At 63.7% G+C, this 12,190-nt stretch carries 10 protein-coding genes, 2 pseudogenes and 1 other annotated feature; of the genes and pseudogenes, 8 read left to right on the top strand and 4 right to left on the bottom strand.

Annotated features, from left to right (window positions below; all coding sequences use genetic code 11):
* Positions 1-170 (top strand): transposase (locus ACLP9N_RS24820; protein ID WP_442409244.1); only part of this gene is annotated, 170 nt, incomplete at its 5' end.
* A 192-nt stretch (positions 171-362) separates the two neighbouring features.
* On the opposite strand, the gene ACLP9N_RS24815 is transcribed toward ACLP9N_RS24820, so the two are convergent.
* Together ACLP9N_RS24815 and ACLP9N_RS24810 are read right to left on the bottom strand one after the other, a co-directional pair.
* On the bottom strand, positions 363-2,522 hold the full coding sequence (locus tag ACLP9N_RS24815) for a hypothetical protein (RefSeq protein WP_442409860.1): 2,160 nt from the start codon (positions 2,520-2,522) through the stop codon (positions 363-365).
* A gap of 66 nt (positions 2,523-2,588) precedes the next feature.
* Positions 2,589-3,730, bottom strand: a pseudogene (locus ACLP9N_RS24810) (IS3 family transposase); the annotation flags it as partial.
* Positions 3,456-3,587, bottom strand: a sequence feature (AL1L pseudoknot). (Overlaps the previous pseudogene by 132 nt.)
* 143 nt (positions 3,731-3,873) lie before the next feature.
* Here ACLP9N_RS24810 and glgX point away from each other — a divergent pair.
* Both glgX and ACLP9N_RS24800 read left to right on the top strand, forming a co-directional pair.
* Positions 3,874-5,991, top strand: a complete 2,118-nt coding sequence (gene glgX, locus ACLP9N_RS24805; protein ID WP_442373188.1) for a glycogen debranching protein GlgX — start codon at positions 3,874-3,876, stop codon at positions 5,989-5,991.
* Positions 5,992-6,010: 19 nt separating this feature from the next.
* Complete coding sequence (locus ACLP9N_RS24800; RefSeq protein WP_442373190.1) at positions 6,011-6,265, top strand: LysR family transcriptional regulator; 255 nt, start codon at positions 6,011-6,013, stop codon at positions 6,263-6,265.
* On the opposite strand, the gene ACLP9N_RS24795 is transcribed toward ACLP9N_RS24800, so the two are convergent.
* Positions 6,238-6,774: a permease gene (locus ACLP9N_RS24795; protein ID WP_442373192.1), complete on the bottom strand. Its 537-nt coding sequence runs from the start codon at positions 6,772-6,774 to the stop codon at positions 6,238-6,240. The genes ACLP9N_RS24800 and ACLP9N_RS24795 overlap by 28 nt on opposite strands.
* 330 nt (positions 6,775-7,104) lie before the next feature.
* On the opposite strand from ACLP9N_RS24795, the gene ACLP9N_RS24790 reads away from it, so the two are divergent.
* The 5 genes and pseudogenes from ACLP9N_RS24790 (at position 7,105) to ACLP9N_RS24770 (ending at position 11,978) form a co-directional block, all read left to right on the top strand.
* Complete coding sequence (locus ACLP9N_RS24790; protein ID WP_442409859.1) at positions 7,105-8,232, top strand: hypothetical protein; 1,128 nt, start codon at positions 7,105-7,107, stop codon at positions 8,230-8,232.
* Positions 8,233-8,410: 178 nt separating this feature from the next.
* Positions 8,411-8,986: pseudogene (locus tag ACLP9N_RS24785) on the top strand (IS1380 family transposase); the annotation flags it as partial.
* A 594-nt stretch (positions 8,987-9,580) separates the two neighbouring features.
* A complete protein-coding gene (locus ACLP9N_RS24780) occupies positions 9,581-10,582 on the top strand; it encodes a Gfo/Idh/MocA family protein (RefSeq protein WP_442373196.1) in 1,002 nt (333 codons plus the stop codon).
* 911 nt (positions 10,583-11,493) lie between these two features.
* A complete protein-coding gene (locus tag ACLP9N_RS24775; protein WP_442373197.1) occupies positions 11,494-11,853 on the top strand; it encodes a transposase family protein in 360 nt (119 codons plus the stop codon).
* On the top strand, positions 11,850-11,978 hold the full coding sequence (locus ACLP9N_RS24770; protein ID WP_442373198.1) for a hypothetical protein: 129 nt from the start codon (positions 11,850-11,852) through the stop codon (positions 11,976-11,978). Before ACLP9N_RS24775 ends, ACLP9N_RS24770 begins: the two co-directional genes overlap by 4 nt.
* 135 nt (positions 11,979-12,113) lie before the next feature.
* Here the strand turns inward: ACLP9N_RS24770 and ACLP9N_RS24765 are convergent.
* A partial coding sequence (locus ACLP9N_RS24765) for a multicopper oxidase domain-containing protein (protein WP_442409861.1) occupies positions 12,114-12,190 on the bottom strand: 77 nt, incomplete at its 5' end.

Raw genomic sequence — 12,190 nt, 5'->3', positions numbered from 1 at the left:
TGCATGGCCACGACGCGCGCCGCTGGGAACCCAAACGACTACGGCTGCGGCTGTTTTCGATCGCCGGCCGCATCGCCCGACATGCCCGACGAACCAGACTCCGGCTCGCCGCCCACGCCCCCTGGGCGGCCCTGCTCACCACCGCGCTGACCCGACTACAGCCCGACTGACCAAGCACCAACCCATCACCACGAGCCGAAAGGACAATCTCACCCCGGGCCTTGGAACCCGACACAACCCGCTGACCGGGCGCCTCAACGAACCCGAACCACAAAATTCAAGATCAACAAGCCAATCCGAAACCAGTCAGGCCACCACATCACCCGTACGAAAGATCCGGGCTAGCCGCCGCGCCGAATCGGTTAGTCAAGTGCGTCATTTAGGAGATTGCTATGGGCGTTCAGAAAGAGGTTGTCCACCTCCACGGTGATAGGTCCCGGATGGCCATACCATAGGAAGGAATAGGCACCTTCGTAGTTGGCCGAGCAGCTGAGCGCCGGAAAGGCGGAGCGCTCATCCGGATTCAGGAGGACGTACGTCGAGGGCAGATAGGACAATTGGCTGTTGGAGTAGCCAATTGTGGTTATGGCCAGGTCCGGTCGAGCGTTCCGGATTTGGGGTGCGAAGTTCATGACAACCTCATGGCCGCTGGCCAGAACGTACCATCCGGTAAGGCCGGCTCCGATACGGAGGCATTGAATAGGCGTTACGAGGGAGGACGGAATAGCAGGTTGCAGCGAATCCATGTACTTGGTCCAGCGACTGATGAGCGCGCTGTATGAGGTGGGATCACTGAGATCCGGCTGCGTTTGCGCCCAGGAACTCCATGATTCAATGGTCTGTGGAGCCAGCGACTGAAACGGGACCGCGACGGACGTTATCCAAGCGTCAATGGGCCCGGTGAGCTTCTGGACTGGGCCGGCGAGCACGGCCAAGACGTCCGCCCCGAGGGTGTCGCCGGCCGCTGCATCGTCGTCTGAGCTGGGATTGCACGTGCCCGCATATCCTTGCAAGAAGAGCGCAACTCCGCCGTACCTGTCCTCGATCGCGGATCGAGCCGCCGCGGGAAAGTCGGCATAGACCTCATCTACGTCGCCCAAGCAGACCGGATGGCAGGGGGTTTCAAACAGTACGGCGATGCAGTCGCCGTCCACCCCCGTCACTTGGACGACATCCAGCACCGAATCGTAGAATCCGGGCTCACCGAAGTGCCGGTCGTAGCCGATGTCGGTAATTCCCCTCGCCCATCCCAGGCCGGCCGGACGCATCACTGCGAGTGCGTCCAAGATGACGCCCGCAACCTGGTCCTCCAAGAGGGAGAGATAATCGGTGTCCGGGTCTGCCACCCCGAGTTGCCAGGTAGGAATCTGGACCACGGCAGGGGCTCCATGGGTATGTGACACATTGAGACACACATATTCCGGAGTCAGTGCCGGGAACTCGTTCGTTATCCGAGTCTTGACGCGGTCGGTGAACGCCGGGTCGAGCGCGCCGACATCGATAGTGGCGATCACTACGGTCGTACCGTCTTCGTCGCGCACGGCGACAGCTCGTGTCGTTAGCGGCTCTCGTACCCCTGTGCAGGCCCGCGTCCGGTCCCCGTAACCCCAGAGCCAAATGTTTCCTGCCGCAATCATCGCAGGCGTCGGGGTGACATCCCGGACGGCAGCCCCAGCGACGTAGGCGGTACCACGTCGTGAGTCCGTGCCTGCGGCGATGGCTGATCCTTGAGGATTCGCATCAATCTCGAGCCAACCGGTGATAGGGGGCCCTGTGAACTGAAAGATGGAGCCATCGTTATGGAGCTGGTAGAGGTATGGGCCGGCCGCCACGATCGCTGTTGTCCGCGGGTTGGTGTCGAGCTGCACCCAACCGCTAACGGGTGGACCGGTGTACTGCCAGATGGAGCCATCGTTGTGAAGTTGGTAGAGGTCAGTGTCGGTAGCGACAATTGCTGTTGTCCGCGGGTTGGTGTCGAGTTCCACCCAACCGCTGACGGGCGGGCCAGTGTACTTAAAGACCGAGCCGTCATTGTGAAGCTGGTACAGGTGGCCGGCACTTGCAGCAATAGCGGTAGTCCGCGGATTTGTGTCGAGCTGCACCCAACCGCTAACGGGTGGACCGGTGTATTGCCAAATCGAACCGTCATTGTGGAGCTGATAGAGATCGCCGCCGTCGGCGACAATCGCCGTTGTCAGCGGGTTGGTATCTAGCTGTATCCACCCGGCCATCGGCGGACCCGTGTACTGCCAGATCGAACCGTCGCTGTGTAGTTGATAGAGGCGCCCTCCACTGGCCGCTAGAGCGCGACACTGTGGGTTGTTGTCGAGTTCTTGCCAACCCGCTAAGGGGGGACCGGTGTACTGCCAAATGGAGCCATCACGGTGCAGCTGGTAAAGATGCGCGCCATCGGCGACGATATCGTTCGTGGCGACATTGTTGTCGAGTTCCTGCCAACCGCTACCGGGCGGACCGGTGTATTGCCAAATCGAGCCGTCTCTGTGTAGTTGGTAGACAGCCACGCTTATTCACCTCATTGGTCGTGTCTTCCCTGGCGGTTGAAACAATTACGTCCTGGCCACACTTCGTTATGTGTGATCGGTGTGCTGTCCGACCTCGAGGTGAGCGTAGTACTCGGCTTCGGCTTCTGCAGGTGGACGGCGCCTGAGACGGTGCATCAGCCTGCTCGTGTTGTACCAGTGCACCCACGCCGAGGTGATCTCTTCGAGGTCGGCCAGGGTGCTCAGCGGCCCGTTCCGGAACGGCGACCCCTCGCGCACGCACTCGGTCTTGTACAGCCCAATCGTAGTTTCGGCCAACGCGTTATCGAGGGCGTCCCCGACGGTGCCGATTGACGGGATCAGCCCGGCCAGCATCAGTGTCTCGGTGAAATGTATTGCGGTGTATTGGGCGGCGTCTGAGTGATGGATCGTCTCACCGGTCAGCGGGTGCCCTTCCCGGGCCCGACGCATCGCCGCGGCGCGGATCGCGCGTTCGACGAACGCCGTCTGTTTCGACAGCGAGCATTCCCAGCCGGGGATCAACCCGGCGTAGGCGTCGATCACGAACGCGGTGTAACCGAACCCGCCGCCGGCCATCGGCACGTACGTGAAGTCCGCCACGAGCAGCCGGTTCGGGGCGATGACACCGAAGCGCCGCCGCACCAGATCCGGCGCCCGAGCCGCTGCCGGATCAACGATCGTGGTGCGCACCCGGCGGGCCCGGGTGGCCCCGCGCCAGCCGTTGACCCGCATGATCCGCTCCACCTTGCAACGGGCTACCGGGATGCCCTGGCGGCGCAGGTGCGCCCACATCTTCAGATAGCCGTACAGCGATTCCGGCGGGCGTTTGCCGTCCCTGTCGGGTTCGTAGACGCCGGCGAGGATCTCGGTGATCGTGGTGTCCCACAGGGCCCGTTTCGACGGTGCCGCCGACCGGTGCGCCCAGTAGGTGCGCGGGGCGATCTGCACACCATGCACGCCCAGCGCGCGGCAGATCGGTGCGACCCCGAACCGGTCACGGTGTTCGTCGATGAATGTACCGATCAGCGGTGTAGCGGGTCGCACTCCCGCGCGAAGAAACTCGTTGCGGCCTTCAGGATTTCGATCGTCGACTCAAGCTCGCGGCACTTGCGGCGCAGTTCCCGCAGCTCCAGCGCGGTCTCGCTCGGCACACCCTCCGCATCACCGGCGTCGACCTCGGCCTGGCGCACCCATTTACGCAACGTCTCCGCGCGACGGATGACATACCATGCTCAGTTCTGAAAGGCTCGGAACATAACCGTGACCGGAGCGGCTGAGAGCGGCATGGGTCGCTACTTTCGGCCGACTCCGGAATGCGCGCCAGGCGGCTCGCGATGGAGGAGAAGACCCGATGAGCCACAAAATTCTTCCCGGCTGGTCCTCGCCTCTGGGCGCGACCACCGACGCGCACGGTACGAACTTCGCGGTGTCGTCGAACGGCGAGCAGGTGACCCTGTGCCTGTTCGACGCCGACGGCGCCGAGGAACGACTGGATCTGCCGGAGCGCGACGGCGACGTTTGGCACGGGTTTGTCCCGGGGGTAGGGCCAGGGCAGCTCTACGGTCTCCGCGTCAGCGGGCCCTACGAACCCGCGCGCGGCCTGCGCTACAACGCCGCGAAGCTGCTGCTCGACCCGTACGTTCGCGCAATCGAGGGCCAGGTGCGGTTCGGGCCCGAACTGCTCGGGCACGCAACAGATAACCCATCCGCGCCCAGCCCGCTGGACTCGGCCGCTCACATGCCGCGCGGGGTGGTCCTCGCCGGCGCACCCGCCCTGACAGCATTCCGCCCACAGCACGCGCTCGCCGACACGATTGTCTACGAAGTGCACGTGCGCGGATTCACCGCCGCCCATCCCGGCGTGCCACCGGAACTCCGCGGCACCTACGCCGGTTTGGCGCACGACGCGTCGCTTGAGCACCTGATCCGTCTCGGTGTCACCGCGGTGGAGCTGCTGCCGGTCCACCACTACGTGCCCGAGGAATTCCTGGTGGCGCGCGGTCTGACGAACTACTGGGGGTACAACACGATCGGCTTTTTCGCCCCGCACGCCGGCTACTCCGCGGCAGTGCGCGCCGGCCGGCCCGGCGGCCAGGTCGCGGAATTCCGCACGATGGTCGATACCTTGCATGCGGCGGGACTGGAGGTTGTGCTCGACGTGGTGTTCAACCACACCGCCGAAGGCGGACCCGGAGGTCCCACAATGTGCTACCGCGGCTTGGACAACGCCGCGTACTACCGCCTCGACCCGCAGGACCCAGGCCGCTACATCGACACCACCGGGTGCGGTAATTCTATGAACACCGGAAACCCTGTGGCACTGCGGATGATCATGGATTCGCTGCGCTATTGGTTCGGCGAGATGGGCGTCGACGGCTTCCGTTTCGACCTGGCACCGACCCTAGGCCGGCAGGAGGGTGGCTTCGACCCGTTCTCGGCCTTTTTTGATTTGGTGGCCCAAGATCCGCTCATCTCGCAGGCGAAGCTGATCGCCGAGCCGTGGGACGTCGGCCGAATGGACAGCTACGACGTCGGCCGTTTCCCGCCGCTATGGAGCGAGTGGAACGGGCGCTTCCGCGACACCACCCGCGACTGGTGGCGCAGCCAGGACAGGATGCTGGGCGACTTCGCGTCGCGACTGTGCGGTTCGGCCGACATCTACGGCGGGCGTGGCGAGGGACGTCGCCCAAGCGCATCGGTCAACTTCGTCACCGTGCATGACGGCTTCACCTTGGCCGATTTGGTGTCCTACAACGGCAAGCACAACGAAGCCAACGGCGAGGGCAATCGTGACGGCACCGACGACAACCGCTCCTGGAATTGCGGGATCGAGGGTCCGACAACGGATCCGGCCGTGCGGGCGTTGCGGGCGCGACAGCAGCGGGCCTTTCTGGCGACCCTGTTGCTCTCGGCCGGTGTGCCGATGTTGCTCGGCGGCGACGAGGCCGGCCGCACCCAGCGGGGCAACAACAACGCGTACTGCCAGGACAACGACATCACCTGGTTCGACTGGTCGACGATCGACCGCGACTTGCTCCGGTTCACAACGGATCTCATCGAGTTGAGGCGCCGTCATCCGGTGTTTCGACGGCGGCGCTTCCTCACCGGTCCCGCCGCTGCGGACTTGCGCTGGTTCACCGTGTCGGGGACGGAAATGACCGATCAGAACTGGGCCGACCCTGTGGCGCGGAGCGTCTCCCTTTGGATAGACGGCTCAACGGACCCCGACGTCGACGCCGCCGGCACACCACTGCTCGATGACGACTTCCTGTTCTTCGTCAACGCGTGGTGGGAACCTCTGATGTTCACCGTGCCCGCCGACGCCTCAGGGCGCCGTTGGGACATCGTCTGTGACACGTTCGATCCCGCACGAACGGGCACAGCCGGCGCACAACTCGACGTCGGACCGCGCTCGATCGTCGCGCTTCGGTGCTGCGCGGGTGACCATGCCCGGACCGCAGGTTATTGACCGGCAAGTTGAGACCGGCATGGAGATGCTCCATTTGCGCTACTTCGTAGCGGTCGCCGAGGAGCTGAACCACTCGGCCGCGGCGCGCCCACTGCGCATGGCGGCTTCGCCGCTGAGCCAGCGAGGCGCTACCCGCGAGTGGGGGCAAAATCATGACGACCGTCGGGGCCAAGCGATGACGAAGCGTTTAGGGCTGCTGCGTGGATGGTGCGACATCGGTGCGGTCGGCCCCGCAGCAGCGGGCGTCTACTGTGCGCGTGCCTTCGCCAGCTGACGTCCGCGACGTCGGTACTGAATCGTCAACACGACCACCCCAACGAATACCGGCGCCGCGACGATCGCCCCGACCAGGGAGGCGCCGCGGAATCCCGGTGCCTCCACGTCCATGATCCGTTGGCCCGCGTGCGCGGCGCTGTTGCCTCCGAGCACGACGCTGAGCGTCATCAGATTCGGCAACGCGAACAGGAGCGCCAGAAGGGTCGCGATGCCGGCGATGACCCGCCCGCCGCGCTTGTGCCAAACCAGGACGGCCAGTAGCACCTGCAGCAACGGCACCAGCGTGCACAGTCCGCCGAAGAGCAGACCCCACGTAATACCCCGGGCGAAACCTCTATCGGACAGCTCGCCTATCCGCTCCGCCCACCAACGCGGGAGGAACGCCGCCAGAATGAAATACACGATGACGAGGACAGCGCCGAGGATCGCGAACATGATCACTCGCTTGAGCCAACTCGGCATTCCCGACTTCGAGGTCGTCGGTCGTTCCTTGGAGTCGGTGGTCACTAGGGCACCATCCTTGTTGCAGGCCTTGTAATGCGGTTCGTTATTGAGACGGCGGGAACCGCGGTGACGGCATGTTGCGGCCGCATCCGGTGCCGGCGCCACAGGCCGCCGCTGCTTGCTCCGCGTCAGAGAAACTGGGAGCACGGTCAGCCAGGTAGCCTGGCGATTGATCACCAAGCCGGCCAGCACCGCCAGGGCCAGCGTCACGGTGCCCAGCCGTAGCCAGCCGGCGCTCGCCTCACCTTTGATGGTTTCCCAGCCGAGCGACTATCCTGACCGCTAGCCGATCGGCTACCCAGTCCCAACCGGTCGCAGCGAAGGAGTACCAGAATGCCCGAAATCGACGAAAGCGTCCAGAAAGTGCTTGACGTCCGCAAGGTCGGCGCAGATTACGAGGAGCACCAGCCGGCGAGCCCGTTGGACATCCCCGTCGATCTGGAGCACTTCAAAAAATATCCAGTGGTCGACCCGCCGGGCACGCATAAGCCGATTGGTCCCGACACGCGGGGGGACATCAGGGTCGAGGAGAGCCAGGAACTGCCCGACTACAGCGGCCCGTTCAAGGCCGATCTGAGGTTCTCGGACTTCTCCAATCACGCCCTGGTCAACATGCTGGCCATGAGCGACGAGTATTACCGAGTGTGCGTCGAGGCATGGGCGGACGAGGTGGCCACGCGGTACGGCCACGATCTGATGCGCGAGATCCAGTCGGAGGCTTGGCAAAACATCGTCCTACCGCAACTGCGCCGGATGCTCGACGAATGGATGGGACTCCCGGATGACGAGGCCGAGGCGGTCGTCGCCGAAGTCGAACGCGAGGTGGCGGCCCGGCGTGAGGACGGCGGCGTGGTGACGATCAACCCGTTCAGACCCGATCAGAAGTACATCGACCACCCCAAAGACCGGCTGGTGCGATTGGTGCTGGGTAGCCACGAATATCTGCTGACTGCCATCGAGGCGTGGGCGGGCGACATCGTGATGCGTTACGGGCTTGACGCGATGTTCGAGTTTCAGTGGGACCTGTGGAGCGAAAAGGTATTGCCGGCGGTGCGCGACCTCAAGGCCCGGTGGATGAAGGTCGGGGACGGCACGGTCGAGGCCTTCATGAAAGACCTTCAGATCGATGCGTCGGCGTTCCCCGGCAAGGCCTTCGAATTGACGTTTGAGATGCCGGAGCCCGAAGTCGGCATCATGACCTACAACAAATGCGTTTCAGTGGATCAATGGGAAGCGTTGGGGCGTCACGATATTGCGGAGAAGGCCTCTCATGTGACGTGCCCCGCCTCGATCATCGAGACGGCCAAGATGTACACCCCGAACATGAAGGTGGAGATCCTGGCGATACCCCCGCGCACCAGCAAGGATGACGTCTGCTGCAGGTGGCGGCTGTCTATGCGGGACGAGTCAGATCCTGAATACGTTCACCCGGAGGCTGGCGGTGATCAAGTCGCCGACTGAGTTGCACCCCGTGCGAATCCACCGGCGCCCCAGACGGCGGTTCACCAATATCAGGGCTTCCGCAGAGGTGCTGATGCCGGTGTTGTAGAACATGTCGGTCGGCAGGGGAATGATTCATCGAACAGGTCGTTCTCGATGATCCACTGCCGGATGTTTGACTCCCCGGAACCGGCGACGCCCGGTGTCCTATCCCGGTGCCGTCCAAGATCCCGACACCGGTGGATGGATCTCTGATGCCGAGGTCGCCGAAATCCCTTACACTGCTTTCGCTTCCGGCAAGGAGTGGATCACCGCCCGGCTGGTGGTGCGCCGGGTCAAGGACGCCTGTTATCCCGATGCCCTGTTCCCGGTCTGGCGCTACCACCCGTTCTTCACCAACACCGACCTGCCGGTCGCCGAGGCCGACATCACCCATCGCCAACACGCCATCATCGAGACCGTGTTCGCCGACCTGATCGACGGACCGCTGGCGCATCTGCCCTCAGGCCGCTTCGGCGCCAATTCGGCCTGGATCCTGTGCGCCGCGATCACTCACAACCTGCTACGCGCCGCTGGGATCCTCGCCGGCGACCAGCACGCCCGGGCACGCGGATCGACGCTGCGGCGCAAGATCATCAACGTTCCCGCCCGACTGGCCCGGCCACAACGCCGCCCGGTCCTGCACCTGCCCACTCACTGGCCCTGGCGCCGACCATGGCTTCAACTGTGGTGCCACACAATCCAACACCCGCCACCACCGCCCGCGACATCCTGACCACCCCGCCGAAAGGCCCGACCGGAGCACACAGGAAAAGCTGGACAGACCAGCCGATACCCCACGCACGCATCCCGACAATCAAGATCAACAGCCCCCGACCCACTCAGTCCGGAACGTCCGTGGATCGAGGCTTAGCTATTTTCGCAGGAGAGCATTGGCGACCGTATACATCTACTCCGCAGATAGCACAGGCGACGCCGAGCACACCGACAGCGTGTGTCGTGGCGTATCCGCCGACCGTGTCGATCGCCGGTGACGGATCGCGTCGAATCCGACGCTTGACCCATCATCGCGACGTTGATCGCCGCCGCGTGGCGGCCGCTGCACGAGGCTGCGCGCACCGGTCGGCTGGCCACCGCCGGCCAGATCCCAGACCTTGTCGAATCCCTGCGCCCTCAGCAGTAAAGCGGCACCGCTGGAGCGTCAGCCGCCCGCGCCATTAGATTGGCCGAAATGCTATACGGGTCGGCCGATCTACCTGTCGCATCCCGGGGAGGCCTTTGTCTTCCAGCGCAAGACCGAGACGTCGTTGAGTCGCTTCCGACTTCTCGCGTCACCGACCGAGCCGTGACGAGTGCTAGCGTCACGTTCGTGACTGCCAACGAGGCCAACGCGCTGCGGATCGGCCTGCTGGGTGCAGCGCGAATCGCACCGATGGCCCTCATCAAGCCGGCCAAGGGAAGCGCCGAGGTTGTAGTCGCCGCGGTGGCGGCGCGCGATACCTGGCGTGCGAAGGCCTTTGCTGCGAAACACGACATCGCCCGGGTGCACGAAAGCTACGAAACGCTGATCGCCGATCCGGACCTCGACGCTATCTACAATCCGCTGCCGAACAGCTTGCACGGCCGGTGGACCCGAGCCGCACTGGCCACCGGTAAGCACGTGCTGTGCGAAAAGCCGTTCACCGCCAACGCCGCCGAAGCCCGTGAGATCGCCGAACTCGCCGCGAAGTCGGACCGGGTCGTGATGGAGGCGTTCCATTACCGCTACCATCCGCTGGCTTTGCGAATCGAGCAGATCATTGCCGCGGGCGAACTGGGGAAGCTCGAGCGGGTGGAGGCAACTTTGTGCTACCCCCTGCTGAAGTTCTCCGACATCCGCTATAACTACTCGCTCGCCGGTGGCGCGACGATGGACGCCGGGTGTTATGCGGTCCATATGGCCCGCACGTTCGGCGGTGGAACCCCGGAAGTCGTTTCGGCGCAGGCGAAACTGCGCGATCCGCAGATCGACCGGGCCATGACGGCCGAGTTGCGGTTTCCGGGTGGGCACACCGGCCGGGTCCGCTGCGCGATGTGGTCGTCGGATCTGCTACAGATCAGCGCCAGGGTGGTTGGCGATCACGGCGAGCTGCGTGTGCTCAATCCGGTAATGCCCCAGTTCTTCCACCGGCTCTCCGTGCGATCAGCCGATGGCAGACGTGTGGAACGTTTCTCGCGCCGCACCTCCTACGCCTACCAGCTCGACGCTTTCGCCGCGGCAGTGCTGCGCGGCGAAACAGTGAAGACGACGCCGAACGACGCGGTCGAGAACATGACTGTGATCGATGCGATCTATCGCGCTGCCGGCCTCCCACTTCGCGAGCCCAGCTGAACGTAGGAAACAAAGCCTCACCGACGGAGTTCCGACCAGGTGGGCTTGACCCCGTTTGGTGGACACAGGGTCAGGCGGTTTGTGCCGTCTGAGTGTGTCGGCCTTCGTAGTCGACCGGGCTGATCATACTGATTGCTGAGTGGCGTCTGCGGCGGTTGTACACTCACTCGATACAGTTGCCGACGGCGAGTTTGGCGACTGTTTTGGTTGGCCACAGTTAGCGGTCGTAGAACTCGACTTTCAATGTAGCCCAGAAGGATTCGGCCCGAGCGTTATCCCAGCACCCCCCGGTACCCCCGAGAGAGCGAGCCAGGTTGTGCCGCGCGGCGAACCGTGCCAGTTGCGCGGATGTGTATTGTCCAGGTTCAATGAGTCGTCGTCACACCGGCTGATTGAACCGGTATTAGATGGTCGTTGAGGGCTTCGGCGAGGGTTTTCCAGCTGAGTGTCTTTCGAGGTCAGTTGTTGAGCGCCATCGCGACCGCGTCGATCTCCTCAGCATCCCATCGCAATAGGTCGGTCCACTTCGGAAAATACTGCTGCGGAAGCCTATTGGTGTTCTCGTTCGTCCCTTGTTACCAGACTGTTCGCGTCGACACGCACTCGCCTACCGACCCCAAGTCCGCGCTGCGACAGACAGTGGTTGCATTTTCGAGCGGGGCGGTTCAGTCGGGCCCAATCTGGAGGCGTTTCCAGCCGGCGACGTGGCATCTTCGGGTATGCGAGCTGGCCACGCTCGCTCGCCGCTTATCAGCACGGGCCGAGGACTTTAGTGGCTCTTCGTAATCGAGAGTGCACCTGAGATCGGCGATATCGCGGCAAGCGGGTTCGTGTCGTTTCGATGAGGTGGGGCCTCGGTGGGTGACGATGCAAGCTCCTACACACGCTTCACCACACCACCGAGGTGACCCTTGCCTGAGGCTACTGCCTGCCCGCCGTCTGTTGTCGCCGACACGATCATGCGCACCATCGAGTTGGGCGTGACGATCACCGACGCCGCCATTGATGAGGAGTCGACGACCATCTTCTGCACACCGGTGGCACGGGATCCGCGATGCCCGGGCTGCGGAGGTGAGGGCCGCTACCGCGACACCGTCACTCGCCCGTTGACCGATCTACCGGTGGCAGGCTACCCACTGGTGCTGCGGGTGGCGGTGCCCCGCTACCGCTGCACCACCATCGACTGCGGTCGCACGGTGTTCAATCAGGACCTAGGCAAGCTGGCGGCGCCGCGGGCCTGCACGACCCGGCGGCACGCTGGCACGCCATGAACGCGCCACACCCGGTCGCGCTCGTCCGCGCCGACGCCCGCTTCAAGAACGGCAACCTCATCGAACGCCCCGATGACAAGACCACCCAGGAAGCCGCCTCAAAGATCTTGATCCACAGGTATTGACAATTACTCTGGATGCCGCCAAATAATAGCCCTACGGCTCATCAACACGGTTGCGTTGGGGGCGTGATACCTGTGCGAAAAGGCAGCTCAGATTCGTGCCTTGGCATTGCGAGATCGGACAATGAGTTGGCGGCATCAGGTATTGACATTGACGGTCGCCATCATGCCAAGGTCTTCGTGGTCGAGGATGTGGCAGTGGTAGACGCTTCGAC

This window comes from Mycobacterium sp. (genome assembly GCF_052144515.1).
Taxonomy (GTDB): domain Bacteria; phylum Actinomycetota; class Actinomycetes; order Mycobacteriales; family Mycobacteriaceae; genus Mycobacterium.
Note: the sequence above shows the minus strand (reverse complement) of the source record. Positions and strands in the feature narration are given on the sequence as shown.

What these genes read in the sequence shown, in the direction of transcription:
- glgX (WP_442373188.1), top strand. Translation starts at nt 3,874, where the DNA reads ATGAGCCACAAAATTCTTCCCGGCTGGTCCTCGCCTCTGGGCGCGACC.
- ACLP9N_RS24790 (WP_442409859.1), top strand. Translation starts at nt 7,105, where the DNA reads ATGCCCGAAATCGACGAAAGCGTCCAGAAAGTGCTTGACGTCCGCAAG.
- ACLP9N_RS24800 (WP_442373190.1), top strand. Translation starts at nt 6,011, where the DNA reads ATGGAGATGCTCCATTTGCGCTACTTCGTAGCGGTCGCCGAGGAGCTG.
- ACLP9N_RS24770 (WP_442373198.1), top strand. Translation starts at nt 11,850, where the DNA reads ATGAACGCGCCACACCCGGTCGCGCTCGTCCGCGCCGACGCCCGCTTC.